This window comes from Gemmobacter nectariphilus DSM 15620 (assembly GCF_000429765.1).
GTDB classification, from domain to species: Bacteria; Pseudomonadota; Alphaproteobacteria; order Rhodobacterales; family Rhodobacteraceae; genus Wagnerdoeblera; species Wagnerdoeblera nectariphila.
Window position 1 is genome coordinate 1 of record NZ_AUCM01000006.1, and the last position, 16,420, is coordinate 16,420.

Annotated in this window: 20 protein-coding genes; 10 read left to right on the plus strand and 10 right to left on the minus strand. The window is 66.7% G+C overall.

Annotation, left to right across the window (positions count from 1 at the left end; translation table 11 throughout):
- Positions 1-511 precede the first annotated feature (511 nt).
- Both msrQ and msrP read right to left on the minus strand, forming a co-directional pair.
- Entirely contained in the window at positions 512-1,132 is a 621-nt protein-coding gene (msrQ, locus tag G481_RS0106685) for a protein-methionine-sulfoxide reductase heme-binding subunit MsrQ (protein ID WP_245594935.1), read from the minus strand.
- Positions 1,132-2,031 carry a protein-methionine-sulfoxide reductase catalytic subunit MsrP gene (gene msrP / locus G481_RS0106690; protein WP_028029341.1) on the minus strand — a complete coding sequence of 300 codons (900 nt, stop codon included), beginning with the start codon at positions 2,029-2,031 and terminating at the stop codon, positions 1,132-1,134. The genes msrQ and msrP overlap by 1 nt, the downstream gene beginning before the upstream one ends.
- Before the next feature lie 163 nt (positions 2,032-2,194).
- On the opposite strand from msrP, the gene G481_RS0106695 reads away from it, so the two are divergent.
- Both G481_RS0106695 and G481_RS0106700 read left to right on the plus strand, forming a co-directional pair.
- Positions 2,195-2,629 (plus strand): DUF302 domain-containing protein, encoded by a 435-nt coding sequence (locus G481_RS0106695; RefSeq protein WP_028029342.1) that lies wholly within the window; start codon positions 2,195-2,197, stop codon positions 2,627-2,629.
- A gap of 177 nt (positions 2,630-2,806) precedes the next feature.
- Positions 2,807-3,289 (plus strand): fasciclin domain-containing protein, encoded by a 483-nt coding sequence (locus tag G481_RS0106700; protein WP_028029343.1) that lies wholly within the window; start codon positions 2,807-2,809, stop codon positions 3,287-3,289.
- Between the two features lie 40 nt (positions 3,290-3,329).
- On the opposite strand, the gene G481_RS0106705 is transcribed toward G481_RS0106700, so the two are convergent.
- Both G481_RS0106705 and dapB read right to left on the minus strand, forming a co-directional pair.
- Entirely contained in the window at positions 3,330-3,551 is a 222-nt protein-coding gene (locus G481_RS0106705; RefSeq protein WP_028029344.1) for a WGR domain-containing protein, read from the minus strand.
- A 1-nt stretch (position 3,552) separates the two neighbouring features.
- On the minus strand, positions 3,553-4,362 hold the full coding sequence (gene dapB / locus G481_RS0106710; RefSeq protein WP_028029345.1) for a 4-hydroxy-tetrahydrodipicolinate reductase: 810 nt from the start codon (positions 4,360-4,362) through the stop codon (positions 3,553-3,555).
- A 177-nt stretch (positions 4,363-4,539) separates the two neighbouring features.
- Between dapB and rbfA the strand changes: the two genes are divergently transcribed.
- Both rbfA and G481_RS0106720 read left to right on the plus strand, forming a co-directional pair.
- Positions 4,540-4,959: a 30S ribosome-binding factor RbfA gene (gene rbfA / locus G481_RS0106715; protein WP_028029346.1), complete on the plus strand. Its 420-nt coding sequence runs from the start codon at positions 4,540-4,542 to the stop codon at positions 4,957-4,959.
- A complete protein-coding gene (locus G481_RS0106720) occupies positions 4,949-5,671 on the plus strand; it encodes a phosphodiester glycosidase family protein (protein ID WP_051294350.1) in 723 nt (240 codons plus the stop codon). Before rbfA ends, G481_RS0106720 begins: the two co-directional genes overlap by 11 nt.
- A gap of 6 nt (positions 5,672-5,677) precedes the next feature.
- On the opposite strand, the gene dalA is transcribed toward G481_RS0106720, so the two are convergent.
- Positions 5,678-6,196 (minus strand): divisome-associated lipoprotein DalA, encoded by a 519-nt coding sequence (gene dalA, locus G481_RS0106725; protein ID WP_035025380.1) that lies wholly within the window; start codon positions 6,194-6,196, stop codon positions 5,678-5,680.
- 205 nt (positions 6,197-6,401) lie between these two features.
- On the opposite strand from dalA, the gene G481_RS0106730 reads away from it, so the two are divergent.
- Complete coding sequence (locus G481_RS0106730; RefSeq protein WP_028029349.1) at positions 6,402-7,007, plus strand: L,D-transpeptidase; 606 nt, start codon at positions 6,402-6,404, stop codon at positions 7,005-7,007.
- Between the two features lie 144 nt (positions 7,008-7,151).
- On the plus strand, positions 7,152-7,328 hold the full coding sequence (locus G481_RS26345) for a hypothetical protein (protein WP_028029350.1): 177 nt from the start codon (positions 7,152-7,154) through the stop codon (positions 7,326-7,328).
- Between the two features lie 95 nt (positions 7,329-7,423).
- On the opposite strand, the gene hemH is transcribed toward G481_RS26345, so the two are convergent.
- Both hemH and G481_RS0106745 read right to left on the minus strand, forming a co-directional pair.
- Entirely contained in the window at positions 7,424-8,470 is a 1,047-nt protein-coding gene (gene hemH / locus G481_RS0106740; protein WP_028029351.1) for a ferrochelatase, read from the minus strand.
- Positions 8,471-8,533: 63 nt separating this feature from the next.
- Positions 8,534-9,358: a methyltransferase domain-containing protein gene (locus G481_RS0106745; protein WP_028029352.1), complete on the minus strand. Its 825-nt coding sequence runs from the start codon at positions 9,356-9,358 to the stop codon at positions 8,534-8,536.
- Positions 9,359-9,380: 22 nt separating this feature from the next.
- Here G481_RS0106745 and G481_RS0106750 point away from each other — a divergent pair, with 22 nt between their 5' ends.
- A complete protein-coding gene (locus G481_RS0106750) occupies positions 9,381-10,109 on the plus strand; it encodes a ComF family protein (protein ID WP_028029353.1) in 729 nt (242 codons plus the stop codon).
- Between the two features lie 12 nt (positions 10,110-10,121).
- Here G481_RS0106750 and G481_RS0106755 read toward each other — a convergent pair whose 3' ends face one another.
- A complete protein-coding gene (locus tag G481_RS0106755) occupies positions 10,122-10,475 on the minus strand; it encodes a hypothetical protein (RefSeq protein ID WP_028029354.1) in 354 nt (117 codons plus the stop codon).
- A gap of 127 nt (positions 10,476-10,602) precedes the next feature.
- Between G481_RS0106755 and G481_RS0106760 the strand changes: the two genes are divergently transcribed.
- The 3 genes from G481_RS0106760 to G481_RS0106770 are packed head-to-tail and all read left to right on the plus strand — an operon-like array spanning position 10,603 to position 14,938.
- A complete protein-coding gene (locus G481_RS0106760) occupies positions 10,603-11,586 on the plus strand; it encodes a sugar-binding transcriptional regulator (protein WP_028029355.1) in 984 nt (327 codons plus the stop codon).
- A gap of 16 nt (positions 11,587-11,602) precedes the next feature.
- Positions 11,603-12,553, plus strand: a complete 951-nt coding sequence (deoC, locus tag G481_RS0106765; protein WP_028029356.1) for a deoxyribose-phosphate aldolase — start codon at positions 11,603-11,605, stop codon at positions 12,551-12,553.
- A 9-nt stretch (positions 12,554-12,562) separates the two neighbouring features.
- Positions 12,563-14,938, plus strand: coding sequence for an aldehyde dehydrogenase family protein (locus G481_RS0106770; RefSeq protein ID WP_028029357.1), 2,376 nt, complete (start codon positions 12,563-12,565; stop codon positions 14,936-14,938).
- Positions 14,939-15,020: 82 nt separating this feature from the next.
- Here G481_RS0106770 and fmt read toward each other — a convergent pair whose 3' ends face one another.
- Both fmt and def read right to left on the minus strand, forming a co-directional pair.
- Positions 15,021-15,923, minus strand: coding sequence for a methionyl-tRNA formyltransferase (fmt, locus tag G481_RS0106775; RefSeq protein WP_028029358.1), 903 nt, complete (start codon positions 15,921-15,923; stop codon positions 15,021-15,023).
- A complete protein-coding gene (gene def / locus G481_RS0106780; RefSeq protein WP_028029359.1) occupies positions 15,923-16,420 on the minus strand; it encodes a peptide deformylase in 498 nt (165 codons plus the stop codon). Before def ends, fmt begins: the two co-directional genes overlap by 1 nt.

Consider the following 16,420-nt stretch of genomic DNA (forward strand, 5'->3'; position numbering starts at 1 on the left):
CTCGACCAGTCCAGTCTCTACGTCATGTGCCAAGTTACCGAAGTAACGTGACCCACAAGTAGTGAAGCTGACATCCACATCATCGGCCGAAGCCTAGTGGACCGATATGCAAACGATCGTCGCCGAAACGACCAAACCGCCCGCATATCCCTTCATCATCCATCAATGTCAAAGAGCGCAACAATCCAGAACAACAAACAACCGAACCGACCCAATTCTCACCGGGCCAACTCGACCGTGCAGTCCACATTGTCAACCTCAACTTCCCATCAGGCTCGCACCCTCCGTTCCGTCTCAGCTACCGTCCGTCCCGGTTCCTTCCGTCCCCGTCGTCTCGGTGAAGCGGTATTTAGGGAGGTTCGAAGGGGGCCGCAAGAGGAAAATGTCGAGGAGATGACGCTTTCTGCCAGAACGCCGGAAAATTTCGCGATCACCCCGGCGCAGGGAAATTTCCGAACGATTTTGCACCCTTGGCGAGCAAGCTTTGCAAAAGCGGCCTTACCCACCCCTTCTAGAGGCGCCGAATCCGCCCCAGACGCAGGGCGATCAGTGCGAAAACGATGCCCAGATAGACCATCGGTTCCGGGGGCCAGGCCTTCACCACCATCATGTAATGGGCCGCCCCCGCCAGCGTTGCCGGCCATGCCAGCAGATGCAGCCGGCGCCAGGCGGCCCCGCCCATCCGGCGGATCGCCCGGTCGGTGCTTGTCACTGCCAATGGCACCAGCAGGACCAGCCCCAGCATTCCGATGGTAATATAGGGACGCTTGATCAGATCGCGGATGACCTCGTCCCAGCGCAGCTGGATATCCAGGACCAGCCAGACCAGCAGGTGAATCACCGCATAGCCAAAGCCTAGGACCCCCAACGCACGACGATAGCGGATCAGGTTGATCCCCAAGGCCCGCATCAGCGGTGTGACGCACAGCGCCGCAATCAGGAATCGCAGCGACCAGATCCCCAGTTCATGTTCCAGCGGCCTGACCGGATCGGGCCCCAGCCCGCCCTGCACCAGCCGCCACACCAGCCACAGCGCAGGAAGCGTCCCCCCGATCCAGACCACCCAGGTCGGCACATGGCGCAGCCCCCGGTTCACCCGCATCGCCACGGGCATCAGTGCGGCAACCGGCATCAGTAGAACTTCGCCAGATCCATGCCGGAATACAGCCCCGCCACCTCGTCGGCATAGCCGTTGAACATCAGCGTCTCGCGTCGCTTGGCGAACATCCCCTCGCCGATGCGCCGCTCGCTGGCCTGGCTCCAGCGCGGATGATCCACCTGCGGGTTCACATTCGCATAGAAGCCGTATTCCTGCGGCTGCAGCTGATTCCAGGTCGTCGGCGGCTCGCGGTCCATCAGGCGGATCCGCACGATCGACTTGATCGACTTGAAGCCATACTTCCACGGCACGATCACCCGGATCGGTGCGCCGTTCTGCTTCGGCATCGGCTCGCCATACAGTCCGGTCGCCATCAGGGTCAGCGGGTGCATCGCCTCGTCCAGCCGCAAGCCTTCGACATACGGATAATCCAGGTTCATCTTGCGCACCCCCGGCATCTCCTCGGGGCGGGCAAGCGATTCGAAGGCGACATACTTTGCCCCCGGCTGCACCCCGACCCGCTTGAGCAGGCCCGCCAGTTCGAACCCTTGCCATGGCACGATCATCGACCAGGCCTCGACACAGCGGAAGCGGTAAATGCGCTCCTCGATCGCCTGCCCCTTGAGGACATCGGCCAGATCATAGGTGCCGGGCCGGTCAACCAGCCCGTCGATCTTGATCGACCAGGGGTCGATGGTCATCGCGCCGGCATGGCGCTTGGGGTCATCCTTGCCAAAGCCGAATTCGTAGAAATTGTTGTAGCTGGTGATCGCCTCCAGCGCGGTCGGCGGCTCGTCCACCGTCCAAGCGGCGCGCGCGGGACCGGCCAGGGCCATCGCCCCCGCCCCGGCAATCACCGCACGGCGCGACAGGAACAGGGATTTGGGCGTCACATCGGACCAACGCGGATCGGCGGAACGGGGTCTGCGCATCGGGGCCTCCTGCGGATGCTGACAAGTCTACTGGACAATACGCGGCAAACCGGCCTGCGATTACACCGTCTCACGCCATCGTGACCCGGTGGGCCGGGTAGACATATTCACGATCTCGCATCATTCTGACCCTGCGGCCCGTCTGGCCGACAGGAGGAGACCCATGTTCCGCGCCCTTGCCGCCGCCATAGTTCTGGCAGCCGCCAGCCCCGCCTCGGCAGAGTTCATCACCCGCACCGTGGAGGGCAACTTTGACGACATCGCCTTTGCGGTGGAAAACGCCATCATCGGCAAGGGGCTGGTGGTCGATGCCGTCAGCCACGTCGGCGAGATGCTGGAACGCACCAAGGCTGATGTCGGAGCGACCCGCACCGTCTTTACCCAGGCCGATGTGCTCAGCTTCTGTTCGGCCAGCCTGTCGCGCAAGGTGATGGAGGCCGACCCGGCCAATATCCAGTTCTGCCCCTATGGCATCTCGGTCTTTGCCCTGCCCGACCAGCCCGGCAAGGTCACCGTCGGCTATCGCAGCTATCCCGAAGGCGCCATGCAAGAGGTCCAGGCCCTGCTGGCCGACATCGTCAGCGACGCGCTGGATTGATCACATCCCCTCACGCCTCTTGACGGCGGCGTGAGTGCGGGCCGAAACAGGCGGCACCGGTCATCGACCCCGGATTTCAAGGGGCGCTGACGCGAATATGACAGTGATCTGTCCCCGTCACGCCCCGTAATTCCCCACGATGCCAAGCACGGCATCGGGTTTTTTAGGGAGTGACCAATGATCCGCAGAACCTTTCTGGCTCTGACCGCTTCGACCTTCCTGGCCGCGCCGGCCTTTGCCGATGGCCATTCCAAAGACATCGTCGATACCGCCGTCAGCGCGGGCAGCTTCACCACCCTGGTTGCTGCCGTGCAGGCCGCGGGTCTGGTCGATACGCTCAAGGGCGCGGGCCCCTTCACGGTCTTCGCCCCCACGGACGAGGCCTTTGCCAAACTTCCGGCAGGCACCGTCGATGATCTGCTCAAGCCCGAGAACAAGGCCAAGCTGACCGCGATCCTGACCTACCACGTCGTTCCGGGCAAGGTCATGTCGGGCGATCTGTCGAACGGCATGAAGGCGGCCACCGTCCAGGGCGCCGAAGTGACCATCATGACCGAAGGCGGCGTCAAGGTGAACGAGGCCTCTGTGGTCACGCCCGATATCGCGGCCTCGAACGGCGTGATCCACGTCATCGACAGCGTGATCATGCCCCCGATGTGATCTGCAAGGTCGGGCCGGGATTTTCCCGGCCCGCTTTCCGTCAGGCCGCGCGCAGCCGGTGAAAGCCCCGGCGCTCTGCCCCGCGCGCCCAGCGTTCAGCGGCAATGACCGCCTCACGCAGGTTGGAAAACCAGCACACCAGCGGCTGCGTCCGGCGCCCCGACTTGCCCCATTCGCGCAGCACCGAATATTCGCCGAACAGGTTCTCGGTCACTTCGACGCGGTAGAACCTGCCAGGGCGGGTCAGCAGCAGCGCCAGCACCCTACAGCCCCAGAACGTCAAGCATATCGTATTCCCCCGGCTTCTGACCCTGCCCCCAAAGCGCCGCCTTCAGCGCCCCGCGGGCAAAGATGCGGCGGTCCGTCGCGATATGGCGCAGCACGATCCGCTCGCCATCGGCAGCGAACAGCACGTCGTGCTCGCCCACGATGTCACCCCCGCGAATGGCGGAAAACCCGATCCGCCCGCGCCCGCGCGCACCGGTGATCCCGTCACGCCCGCGGTCCGACACCTCGTCCAGCACGACGCCCCGCCCCTCGGCCGCGGCCTCGCCCAGCATCAGCGCGGTGCCGGATGGCGCATCCACCTTCATGCGGTGATGCGCCTCGATCACCTCGATATCCCAGTCGGCATCCAGCGCCGCCGCCACCTTGCGCGTCAGCTGCACCAGCAGGTTGACCCCAAGGCTCATGTTGCCGGCCCGCACGATCACCGCATGGCGCGCCGCGGCCTCGATCCTGACCAGATGCTCGGCCTCAAGCCCCGTGGTGCCGATCACATGAACCGCCCGCGCCTGGGCGGCCAGCGCGGCGAATTCCACCGTCGCGGCGGGCGCGGTAAAGTCGATCACCGCCTGCGCGCGGGAAAACGCCTCCAGCGCATCGTCGGTCACCACCACGCCCACATCAGCCCCGCCCATGCAGGCCCCGACATCGCGCCCCACCCAAGGGTGCCCGGACCGTTCCACACAGGCGACCAGGCGCGCAGCCTCGCTGGCCAGCACCGTATGCACCAGCATCTGCCCCATCCGGCCCGAAGCGCCCGTGATCACGATTCCCGGCAAGTCAGCCATGCAGCACCCCTGTTCTTTGCCTTTTTCCAAATACCCTCGCGGGCACCGCCTGGTGCGCCATCGGATCAGGATCCAACCGGCGCCTGCCACAAGGCTCCACCGCCTCCATACCGCACCCGAATCGCCCATGCAAAGCCGCCCGTTGCGGGAACGCGCCGAAACGCCTATCTGAGGGTCATGGCACAGAACCGCTTTTCCTCGGGCTCCGGCCCCTCGCAACGTCAGCTTCGCGTCGGCGAACTCATCCGCCGCACGCTGTCGGATGTGCTGAACCGTGCCGATGTGCACGATCCCGATCTCAATCGCATGTCGATCACGGTGGGCGAGGTCGCGGTTTCCCCCGATCTCAAGATCGCCACCTGCTACGTCATGCCCTTGGGCGGCGGCGATCCTCAGGGCGCCATCACCGCCCTTGCCCGCAACAAGGGCGAGCTGCGCCACCTGGTCGGCAAGGCCCTGACGCTGAAATTCTCGCCCGACCTGCGCTTTCGCCTGGACGAGACGTTCGACCGCCTGGACGAAACCCGCCGCCTGTTCGCGGATGAACGGGTGCAGCGCGACATCGCGGCCCCCGACGACGAAGACGATGATAGCTAAGGCGATTCTCGCCATCCTTGCGCTGGCGAGCCCCGCCCTGGCAGACCCCTGCCGCACCGCGACCTTCGAGGACACCCCCTACACGGTCTGCGAGGCGCAGGCCGGGCAGGATCTGCGCCTGTTCCTGAACGGCGCCGATGGCGCGCTCCTTGGCAGCTTTCAGCGAATCGATGCCGCGCTGTCACCGCGCAAGCTGGCCTTTGCGATGAACGCGGGCATGTATCATGCCGACCGAAGCCCGGTCGGCCTGTATATAGAAGAAGGGCAGCAGACCGCCCGCCTTGTCACATCTGCAGGCCCCGGCAATTTCGGGATGCGCCCGAACGGTGTGTTCTGCATCCGGCCCGACGGGCGATTCGCCGTCATCGAATCGCGCACCTTCGCGCAGACCCCGCCCGAGTGCCGCTTTGCCACCCAATCCGGGCCGATGCTGGTCATCGGTGGCGATCTGCACCCGCGGTTCCTGCCCGAATCCGATTCGCGCTATACCCGCAACGGCGTCGGCGTCAGCGCAGATGGCAGGCGCGCGCTGTTCGTCATCTCGGATGCCCGCGTGACCTTTCACCAGATCGCCCGGTTCTTCCGCGACGGCCTTGGCCTGCGCGACGCGCTGTATTTTGACGGCAATATCTCGCGTCTGCACGCCCCCGGACTGGGGCGCAGCGATTTCGGCTTTCCGATGGGGCCGGTGGTCGGGCTGGTGGTGGACTGACCGGGCTTAGCTGCCGGTCAACATCGTCCACCAGATCTTGCCGCTCTTTTCCTGATACAGCGCAAAACCCATGTTCCGCGCGTCGGGTTGCAGCACGATGGCGCGGGTATCCGGGTCAGCCATCCAGGCGGCCAGCGTTTCCAGCTCGGTCTCGTAGGTCTCGGAAATCAGCTCGCCCAGCAGGGTGCCGGGATAGCCCACGCGCTGCGCCCGCTGGATGGGCGAGGAGCCGTCAGACCCGAAGTGCCAGGGCCGGTTCTGCACCGACATGTCCCGCGAATGCGTCGCGGCGGCCGCGTTCAGTTCGGCGTTCAACGCAAGCGGCGTCAGACCGCGCGCCTGCCGCAAGGCATTGACCGAATCCGTCATGCGCAACTGGATGCGCCCGACATCGGCTTCGCGGATCTTGTAGACCTGCGGCAAGGGCTTGCCATCGGGGCCCAGGGTGGCGCCCCCCATCGTGTCCGCGCAGGCCGACAGGACCAGGACCGCACCCAGCGAAAGCAGCACTTCACGACGCAGCATCGCGCATCCACCTTGTTTGCAACGTATTCTGCGACGCAATACATGATCAGCGGACAGGGGGCAAACCCTGCCAATGACACCTGCGTGAATACCCGCTGACATCTGAAGTGACAGGGGTTTGAATTGCGATCCCCGGCATCTCGCCGTAAGGATACCGCCAACGATCCGAATTCCCATCAGAGCAGACGACCAGAAGGACCGCCGCATGTCGCGCGACACCCTGAACCGCATGAACCGCCGCCTCTTCCTTGGCTCGGCCGCCGTTGCCGCCACCGGACTGGCCATGCCCGCACTGGCCCAGACCAGCGCCAGCACCACCGAAATGGAAAACGCCGTCGCTGGCGGGGTGCGTCACAACATCTCCAGCTTCCGGACGCTGCAATGGCAGCCCTACTTCGACAACACCAAGAACGGGGCGATCCTGGTCGACCTGACCTCGCGCGCGCTGCACTACTGGTCCGAGGATCAGTCGATCTACCGCCTCTATCCTACCTCGGTGCCGCTGAGCGAGGATCTGACCCGCCGGGGCCGCACATCCGTGGTGCTCAAGGATCCCAGCCCCAGCTGGCGCCCGACCCCGTCGATGAAGGAACGCAACCCGGACTGGCCGGATTTCATCGGCCCCGGCCCGGAAAACCCGCTGGGAACCCGCGCGCTGCACCTTGGCTGGACCTACTACCGTATCCACGGCACCCACGACACCCGCAAGATCGGGCGTCGGTCCTCCAACGGTTGTGTCGGGCTGTATAACGAGCACATCGAAGAGCTGTACGAGATGGCCAAAATCGGCACGCAGGTGTTGCTGATTTGACAACGTGACCCGATTGCCACAGGCCATGTGCTTTCCCCCGTTGCGTTTTCACCGCACCGATGGTTAGGAATGAATCACGAGGCATCTTGTTCGCGCCCGCTGCTGCCCTCATTCAACTGGCAGCGGGTTTATCTGGAGGTTACTATGAAGAAAATCGCTCTCGCTGCCGCCCTGTCGATGGCTGCTTCGACCGCTTTCGCTGGCGGCCCGGCTGCTCCGGTCGTCGAGGCTCCGGTCATCGCCGCCAAAACGTCGTCGTCGTCGGGCGTCCTGATCCCGCTGCTGCTGCTGGTCATCGTCGCCGCTGCTGCGTCGAAGTGATCTGACGCAAGTCAAACGAAAAGGGCGCCCCCAGCGGGCGCCCTTTTTGTTTGTCCGGTGATTTGCCCGGCGCGGCGGCCAGACAGGGCCGGTCCTCAGACCCAGCCCTTCAGGTTCTCCTCGATCACCGCGACCAGCGCTGCGATATGCGCCTCGTCATCGTTCAGACAGGGGATATAGGTAAAGCTCTCGCCCCCGGCATGAACGAAGGCTTCCTGAATCTCGCCCTGAATCTCCTCGAGCGTTTCGATGCAGTCAGCCGAGAAGGCAGGCGCGATCACCGCGATGTTCTTCTTGCCCTGTTTCGCCAGCTCGGCCACATGCTCGACCGTATAGGGCCGCAGCCATTCCTCGCGCCCAAAGACCGACTGGAAGGTGGTATCAATACTGCCCTTGTCCCAGCCCAGCCGTTCCCGCAGCAGGCGCGAGGTCTTCTGGCACTTGCAGTGATAGGGGTCGCCCTCCATCAGATAGCGCTTCGGCATCCCGTGATAGCTGGCGACCAGCACGTCGGGCTTGCGTTCCAGCCCGGCATAGACCCGTTCCACGGACTGGGCGAGCGCCTCGATATAAGCCGGATGCGCAAAGTATTCGGGCACCGTGCGCGCTGCCGGCTGCGCCTTTTCCGCCATCAGCGCGCGGAAGAACTGATCGTTCGCCGTCGCCGTCGTCGCCCCGGCATATTGCGGATACAGCGGAAAGAACACGATCCGGTCGCAGCCCGCCTTGACCATCTCGCGCACCTTGCTGACGGTCGAGGGGTTGCCATAGCGCATGCAGAAATCGACCATCACCTCATCGCCATGCAGATCGGCCAGCGACGCGGCAATCTTGGCGGTCTGGGCCTTGGTGATCGTCATCAGCGGGCTTTCGCCCTTGTCGTGGTTCCAGATCAGCTTGTAGTTCGCCCCGCTGGTGAACGGGCGCTTGGTCAGGATGATCAGCTGAAGCAGCGGCTGCCACTTCCACGCGGGGAAATCGATCACCCGCTTGTCCGACAGAAACTCGTTCAGATACCGGCGCATCGACCAGTAGTCGTAGTTGTCCGGTGTGCCAAGATTGGCCAGCAGAACGCCCACCTTGCGGCGCGGCACAGGCGGGTGATTGGCGGGCAGCGGCGCGGTGGCCTGTGGGTCGGTCATCGGGGCTCCTCTGGCATCCGGGCTGGAACATACCTCAGATAAGCGGATTTGCGCCGGGGTCAATCAATCGCGCTGCGGCAGAACGCCCTCGTCGACATTCAGCGCCTCGGCCAGCCGATGCGCGGCCGATCCGGGCCGCAGCGGCTTTTGCTGGCTCTCGTGCGGCTTCCATCCGGTCAGGAACACCAGCTCGAAGGTTGCGCGAATCCGCCCGTCAGCCTCGGGGTAATGCGCCGCATACAGCGCCGCCGCCTGCGCCAGCACGCCCCGCCCGGTAAAGCGCCGCAGCCGGCCGGCCAGGGCGTTCCCCTCGCCCATCGCACGCAGATCGCGCATCAGATGCAGCGCATCGCGGTAACTGACCCGCTGGGTCAGGCTGTCGGCCACCGGCAGCGCGAACCCGGCCCGTTGCAGCAGCGCGCCCAGATCGCGGATCTCGCCCATCGGCAGCACACGCGGCGACAGCCCGCCCGAAACTGCTGCCTCGGCCTCGGCCAGAACAGCGCGCAATTCGGCCAGCGTCTGCCCGCCAAACAGCGCGCCCAGGAACAGCCCGTCTGGCCGCAGCGCGCGAGCGCATTGAATGATCTGCCCCACCGGATCATTCGCCCAGTGCAAGGACAGCGCATGGATCACCAGATCCTGCGACCCGGGCGCCAGATCCAGCACCTCGCCCTCGGCCAGCATCCGCGCGCCGGGCAGGCGATCTTGCCAGACCTGCGGAAAGGCGGTGACGACCGCCACATCCGTAAACGCCCTGTTAACCTCGATGAGGCGATCCTGCACCTCGTCGGCCACCAGCTCGTGCAGGAACAGCTCCGGCGCGCGGCGGGCGCGGGCACGGTTGCGGGCAAGGGCGGCGGGGTCGGTCAACTGCGGCGCGGACATGGGCGGACCATAGGGGGACGGAATGCGAATGCAAGCCCTGGTGCGGGCGATCTACCCGCCGCAATGCCTGTGCTGCGAGGCGCTGGTGGAACAGGACTTTGCCCTGTGCGGCGCGTGCTGGCGCGACATGCCCTTTGTCACCGGGCTGGCCTGCGACACCTGCGGCCTGCCCTTGCCCGGGGTGGAAGATGACGGCGCCCGCATCCAGTGCGACGATTGCCTGCGCACCCCGCGGCCCTGGGCGCGCGGGCGTGCCGTCGCGGCTTATGGCGGCAACGCCCGCCGGATGGTGCTGCAGCTCAAACATGCTGACCGGCTGGATCTGGCACGCCCGCTGGGCGACTGGATGGCCCGGGCGGCGGCACCGATCCTGACGCCGGACATGATCATCGCCCCGGTGCCGCTGCACTGGTTCCGCCTGCTGCGCCGGCGCGCGAATCAGTCGGCGCTGCTGGGCGCGCGGATCGCCCAAGTGACAGGCCTGCCGCATATCCCCGACCTGCTGCTGCGCGCCCGCCATACCCCCAGCCAGGAAGGCCGCGGGCGCGATGCGCGCTTTCGCAACCTGTCGGGCGCACTGCGCGCCCACCCCCGCCGAATCGCGCAGGCGCAGGGGCGGCATGTCCTGCTGGTGGATGATGTGATGACCTCGGGCGCCACCCTTGCCGCCGGGGCCGAGACGCTGAAGGCCGCTGGCGTGGCCGAGGTTTCGGTGCTGGTCGTGGCGCGCGTCAGTCAGGGCGGGCCCTGAGCCGGGCCGCCCCTAGAACCGCGGCTTGCCCGCATGTTTGGCCCGGATCGTGGCGATCACCTCGGGCCGGTCAATCCGCGCAAGTTCCGCCCGCCCCTCGCCCGCCATGTCGAAGCCATGCGCACTGCACAGCGCGGCAAGCGTCATCATCACGCCGCCGATTTCCTGCCCCGGCTCGCCCGCAGGGCGCGCATAGACGTAATCGACGATCTGCCCGACCACCTCGCGCGGGCAGCCCAGCGACTGGGCCAGTTCCAGCCCTTCTTCCAGAAAGCGCCGCATCCGCTCGGCCCGGTCCATCGCCACCTCGGGGCCGAAACATGCAACCACCCAGCGCTGCGCCTCGGCCTGAAACCCGTCGTCCATCATCCACTCCGCTCTTTGCCCTGTCCTGCCTGCCGAATGCCCGTCAAGGCAAGAGCGCAAGGTTGACTTGCCGCCCCGATCCGCCCTAACCTGCATCTGAGCAATAATTGCACAAATGCAGGTTCACATGGGCGCGCCCGCAACCGACCAGACACGGCAGCGCCTTCCGATGGACGAATCGCGCGATCACCTGCTGGTGCAGGTCGCCAAGATGTATTTCCAGCTCGACCGCACACAGGCCGAAATCGCCCAGTCGCTGGGCCTGACGCGCTGGCAGATCGGCCGCCTTCTGGCCGAGGCGCGCGAAACCGGCGTCGTCCGCATCGAGATCGCCCCCCGCGCCAACCGCGTCGCCGCGCTGGAATCCGCATTGCAGCGCCAGTGGCGGTTGCGCGATGCGGTGGTCGTGCCCTCGGATGGCGATGCTGCGGTGGATGCGGGGGCGGTCGCGCAGGCCGCCGCCACCTGGCTGGCCGGGCTGGCCGACAAACCGGCGCTGATCGGCGTGTCCTGGGGGCGCACCATGGCTGCCGTCGCCCGGGCGCTGCCGCCAGGCTGGAACCCCGATGCGCATGTGGTGCTGGTGAACGGGGCAACCGCGCTGCGCCTGACCTCGCCCGGCATCGGGGCGGTGGCCGAATCCTTTGCGCAATCGGCGGGCGGCACCGCCACGCTGCTGCCCGCCCCGGCGATCCTTGGCCGCGCCGAAACCCGCGCCGCGCTGGAATCGGACCCGGTGATCGCCGCCGCGCTGGACCTTGCGCGCCGCGCGCCGCTGGTGATCTTCGGCATGGGCGCGATGGAGGATAGTGCCTTGGCCGCCTCGGGCTTTCTGACCGATGCCGATATTGCGCGCCTGCGCGATCAGGGCGCTGTGGGCGATATCCTAGGCCGGTTCCTGGATGCGAACGGCAAGGTCGTCGATCCCACGCTGGATGCCCGCACCCTGGGCCTGCGCCCCGAATCGCTGACCTGTCGGCGTCATGCCGTGGGCGTCGTCTCGGGCCCCGCCAAGCAGGACATCGCCCTGGCCGCCCTGCGCGCGCGCCATGTCAACGTGCTGGTCACCGACGAATCGACCGCCCGGCACCTTCTGTCCGATTCCCCCTGACGCTACGAGGGCCCCGATGCAGACCGACTTTCCCCGCAATTCCGGTGTCCCGCTCGATCCGTCATGGTTCGACCGGGTGTCGGTGAACACCCCCGCCGCCGACCGCCGCGCCGCCACGCTGACCACCCGCCGCAGCGTGAAAAAGGACCACCAGGCCGCCTGGCTGTGCAAGGCGATCACCCTGACCGACCTGACCACACTGGCCGGTGACGACACCCCCGCCCGCGTCCAGCGCCTGTGCGCCAAGGCACGCCAGCCGATCCGCGCCGATATTGCCGAAGCCTTGGGGGTGGACCTGACCGTGGGCGCCGTCTGCGTCTATCCCACCATGGTGCCCCACGCTGTCCGCGCGCTTTCCGGCAGCGGCATCCCCGTCGCCTCGGTCGCCACCGGCTTTCCGGCGGGCCTGATGCCCCTGCCCCTGCGACTGGCCGAGATTCGCTGGGCCGTCGACCAGGGCGCGGATGAAATCGACATCGTCATCACCCGCGAACATGCGCTGCTGGGCAACTGGTCCGCGCTGTATGACGAAATCGCCGCCATGCGCGAGGCCTGCGGCGCGGCCCACATGAAGGCGATCCTTGCCACCGGGGAACTCAAGACGCTGACCAACGTCTATGCTGCCTCCATGGTGGCCATGCAGGCGGGCGCCGATTTCATCAAGACCTCGACCGGGAAAGAGGATGTAAACGCCACGCTCCCCGTCTCGCTGGTGATGTGCCGGGCGATTCGCGACTACCGCGCCGCCAGCGGGCAGATCGTCGGCTTCAAGCCCGCCGGCGGCATCCGCAGCGCAAAGGATGCGATGAACTGGCTGGTCCTCATGAAGGAGGAACTGGGCCTGCGCTGGATGCAGCCCGACCTGTTCCGCTTTGGCGCCAGCTCGATGCTGGCCGATATCGAACGCCAGCTCGAACACCATGTCACCGGCCGCTATTCCGCCGCCAACCGCCATCCGCTTGCCTGAGGTAGCCCCATGTCAAAGGTCAGAACCCTCATGGAAACCATGGATTACGGCCCCGCCCCCGAATCGAATGCCGATGTGCTGACCTGGCTGGCGCGCACGCCTGCGGTCGGGCACTGGATCGGCGGCGCGCATGTGGCCGAAGGGCCGCTGTCGGATGTGGTGAACCCTGCCACCGGCGCCGTGCTGACTCAGCTTCATACTGCAGGCGAATCGCAGGTGGACGCCGCGGTGCAGGCCGCCCGCGCCGCCTTTCCGGCCTGGTCGGCGCGGCCGGGGCATGAACGGGCGCGTTACCTCTATGCCATCGCCCGCGCGGTGCAAAAGCGCGAACGATTCCTGTCGGTCCTGGAAACCATGGACAACGGCAAGACCATCCGCGAAACGCGCGACATCGACATTCCGCTGGTCGCCCGGCATTTCTATCACCATGCGGGCTGGGCCGAGCTGATCGACAGCGAATTTCCCGGCCATGGCCCCGTGGGCGTCTGCGGCCAGATCATCCCGTGGAACTTTCCGCTGCTGATGCTGGCGTGGAAGGTCGCGCCCGCGCTGGCCGCCGGGAACACCGTGGTGCTGAAACCCGCCGATCTGACCCCGTTGACCGCCCATGCCCTGGCCGAGATCTGTGTGGAAATCGGCCTGCCGCCGGGTGTTCTGAACATCGTGCAAGGGGGTGGCCCCACCGGCGCGCTGGTCGCGGGCCATCCGGGCGTGGACAAGGTGGCCTTTACCGGCTCGACCGAGGTGGGCCGCGTGATCCGCCGCCAGATCGCCGGAACGGGCAAGAAACTCTCGCTGGAACTGGGCGGCAAATCGCCCTTCATCGTGTTCGAGGACGCCGATCTGGAGGCCGCCATCGAAGGCGTCGTCGATGCCATCTGGTTTAACCAGGGCGAGGTCTGCTGCGCCGGATCGCGCATTCTGGTGCAAGAGGGCATCGCGCCGCGCTTCTTCGCCCGGCTGGCCGAGCGGATGGAATCGTTGCGCGTCGGCGATCCGCTGGACAAATGCACCGATGTCGGCGCCGTCGTCTCGGCCCGCCAGCTTCAGCGCATCAACGACCTGCTGGCACAAGGTCAGGCCGAAGGCGCCACTTTGCACCGAGCCCCCGGCCAGCTGCCCGCCAACGGCTGTTTCAGCGCGCCGGGCTTCTTTACCGGCACCACGCCTGCCAGCACGGTGTCACAGGTGGAAATCTTTGGCCCAGTCGCCGTCACCATGACCTTCCGCCACCCGGACGAGGCGGTTCAGCTGGCCAACGATACCCGCTATGGCCTGGCCGCCTCGGTCTGGTCGGAAAACATCTCCAAGGCGATCGACGTGGCCGCGCGGGTCAAGGCAGGCGTGGTCTGGATCAACGCCACCAACATCTTTGACGCCGGCGCCGCCTTTGGCGGGATGCGCGAAAGCGGCTTTGGTCGCGAAGGCGGGCGCGAGGGGATGCGCGAATATCTGACACGCCGCAGCGGGCCAAAGCCGCACACGCGGAAGTTGACAGCTGTCAACTTCGATCCGGCGCCGCTGACCGAAACCGTGGCGCAAGCGGCCAGTGGCGGGGTGGACATCACCGCCCGGCACTGGATCGGCGGCAAATGGACCCGCGCCGACAGCGGGCAATCGGCCAGCGTGCGCGGGGCCAATGGCGCGGTGCTGGGTCAGGTTGCCATCGGCAGCCGCAAGGACATCCGCAACGCGGTCGAGGCCGCGGCCAAGGCCGGCGGCTGGGGCGGCGTCACGGCGCACAACCGCGCGCAAGTGCTGTATTTCCTGGCGGAAAACCTTGATCAGCGGCGCGGCGAATTTGCCGATCTGATCACCGCCAGCACCGGCGGCGATGGCACGGCCGAGGTGGATCAGGCGATCCGCCGCGCCTTTTGGGCGGCTGCGCAGGCCGACAAGGTCGATGGCACGGTCCGGGCCACGAAATCGGCCCATGTCACGCTGCACATCAACGAGCCATGGGGCGTCATGGGTGTGATCTGCCCGGACGAATCGCCGCTGCTGGCGCTGATCGCGCTGGTGATGCCGGCGCTGGCCATGGGCAACCGTGTGGTCTGTGTGCCCTCGCAGGTGCATCCGCTGGTGGCAGCGCGGTTTGCGCAGGTGGCAGCGGTGTCTGATCTGCCGGCAGGGGCGCTGAACATCGTGACAGGGCCGTCGGATATGCTGGCGAAAACGCTGGCCGAGCACGACGAGGTGGCGGCGCTGTGGTATTGCGGCAGCGCCGAGGGTTCGGCCATGGTCGAGCGGGCAGCGGCAGACAATCTGAAAGCCACGCGGGTTGATCATGGCCACCTGCGCGACTGGGCCGACCTTGCGGATGCGGCAGCTGATTTGCGCGCGGCGGTGCAGGTCAAGACGCTTTGGCTGCCCTACGGGGCGTAACGTTCCCGCACCCGTCAGGCGCCCCGGGGGGCGCCAGACGGCCTTGGGCCGGGCGCCGCTGACGCGGCGCGGCGGCCCGGGGTCACTGAAGCCGCTCTGGCAACGCGAGTCCGCGCAAGGCCTCGGTGACCGGCAGGGCGCGCTTGCCCTCGCGCTGGACCTGCGAAATCTCGACAGCGCCAGAGCCGCAGGCGATCCGCAGGCCGCCCCCGTGCAAGACCTGGCCGGGAATGCCGGACCCGTCGACGGCAATGGCGCGCAGCAGTTTCAGCCGCTCGGCGCCCATCTGGCACCAGGCGCCTGGAAAGGGCGACAGCCCCCGGATCCGCGCCGCGACCTGATCGGCGGGCAAGGTCCAGTCCACGCGCGCCTCGGCCTTGTCGATCTTGTGGGCATAGGTCACGCCGTCCTCGGGCTGCGGCTGGGGCACCAGATCGGGCAGCCGGTCCAGCGCCTGCGCGATCAGATCCGCGCCCAGGGCCGACAGCCGGTCATGCAGATCGGCGGTGGTTTCCTCGGGCCCGATGGCGGTTGCCTGACGCAAAAGGACGGGGCCGGTGTCGAGCCCGGCCTCCATCTGCATGATGCAGATGCCGGTTTCTGCATCGCCCGCCATGATCGCCCGGTGGATCGGCGCCGCCCCGCGCCAGCGCGGCAAAAGCGAGGCATGGATGTTCAGGCAGCCATGGCGCGGCGCGTCCAGCACGGGCTGCGGCAGGATCAGGCCATAGGCGACGACGACCGCCACATCGGCATTCAGCGCGGCAAAGTCGGCCTGCGCCTCGGGCGTGCGCAGGGTTTTCGGGGTGCGCACCGGCAGCCCCAGCGTCTCGGCCCGCGCCTGGACGGGCGAGGGGCGCAACTGCTGGCCCCGGCCTGCGGGGCGGGGTGGCTGGGTGTAGACCGCGACCACCTCATGTGCGGCGGCCACCGCATCCAGCGCGGCAACCGAGAAATCCGGCGTGCCCATGAAGACGACCCGCATCAGCGCCCCCCGATCTTGGCCGCCCGTTTGAGCAGCATCTGGCGTTTCAGCGGGCTGAGACGGTCGAAATACATCTTGCCGTTCAGATGGTCGATCTGGTGCTGCACCGAGGTGGCCCACAGATGGACGAAATCCCGTTCTTCGATTGCGCCATCGGCGTTGAGAAACCGTATCGTCACCGCGCGCGGGCGGGAGATCACGGCCGATACCCCCGGCAGGTTGGGCGAGGCTTCGTCATGGTCGCGCATCTGGCCCGAGGCATGGAGGATTTCCGGGTTGGCCATCAGCACCGCCTTGCCGCGTTCCTCGGAGCAATCGACGACGGCAAGGCGCTGCATGACGCCGATCTGCGGACCGGCAAGGCCATAGCCGGGCATGGCGTCCATAGTTTCCACCATATCGGCCCAGATGCGGCGGATGTCGTCGGTGATGGTCTCGACCGGGGCGGCGGGGGTGCGCAGGCGTTTGTCGGGCCAGGGCAGGAAGGGGCGTTGCAC

Coding starts and splice junctions, on each gene's coding strand:
- msrP (WP_028029341.1), bottom strand. CDS start 2,031: ATGCGCAGACCCCGTTCCGCCGATCCGCGTTGGTCCGATGTGACGCCC.
- G481_RS0106720 (WP_051294350.1), top strand. CDS start 4,949: ATGATAGCTAAGGCGATTCTCGCCATCCTTGCGCTGGCGAGCCCCGCC.
- dalA (WP_035025380.1), bottom strand. CDS start 6,196: ATGCTGCGTCGTGAAGTGCTGCTTTCGCTGGGTGCGGTCCTGGTCCTG.
- G481_RS0106695 (WP_028029342.1), top strand. CDS start 2,195: ATGTTCCGCGCCCTTGCCGCCGCCATAGTTCTGGCAGCCGCCAGCCCC.
- G481_RS0106730 (WP_028029349.1), top strand. CDS start 6,402: ATGTCGCGCGACACCCTGAACCGCATGAACCGCCGCCTCTTCCTTGGC.
- rbfA (WP_028029346.1), top strand. CDS start 4,540: ATGGCACAGAACCGCTTTTCCTCGGGCTCCGGCCCCTCGCAACGTCAG.
- fmt (WP_028029358.1), bottom strand. CDS start 15,923: ATGCGGGTCGTCTTCATGGGCACGCCGGATTTCTCGGTTGCCGCGCTG.
- dapB (WP_028029345.1), bottom strand. CDS start 4,362: ATGGCTGACTTGCCGGGAATCGTGATCACGGGCGCTTCGGGCCGGATG.
- G481_RS0106750 (WP_028029353.1), top strand. CDS start 9,381: ATGCGAATGCAAGCCCTGGTGCGGGCGATCTACCCGCCGCAATGCCTG.
- G481_RS26345 (WP_028029350.1), top strand. CDS start 7,152: ATGAAGAAAATCGCTCTCGCTGCCGCCCTGTCGATGGCTGCTTCGACC.
- G481_RS0106700 (WP_028029343.1), top strand. CDS start 2,807: ATGATCCGCAGAACCTTTCTGGCTCTGACCGCTTCGACCTTCCTGGCC.
- hemH (WP_028029351.1), bottom strand. CDS start 8,470: ATGACCGACCCACAGGCCACCGCGCCGCTGCCCGCCAATCACCCGCCT.
- msrQ (WP_245594935.1), bottom strand. CDS start 1,132: ATGCCGGTTGCCGCACTGATGCCCGTGGCGATGCGGGTGAACCGGGGG.
- G481_RS0106760 (WP_028029355.1), top strand. CDS start 10,603: ATGGGCGCGCCCGCAACCGACCAGACACGGCAGCGCCTTCCGATGGAC.
- G481_RS0106770 (WP_028029357.1), top strand. CDS start 12,563: ATGTCAAAGGTCAGAACCCTCATGGAAACCATGGATTACGGCCCCGCC.
- G481_RS0106745 (WP_028029352.1), bottom strand. CDS start 9,358: ATGTCCGCGCCGCAGTTGACCGACCCCGCCGCCCTTGCCCGCAACCGT.
- deoC (WP_028029356.1), top strand. CDS start 11,603: ATGCAGACCGACTTTCCCCGCAATTCCGGTGTCCCGCTCGATCCGTCA.
- G481_RS0106755 (WP_028029354.1), bottom strand. CDS start 10,475: ATGGACGACGGGTTTCAGGCCGAGGCGCAGCGCTGGGTGGTTGCATGT.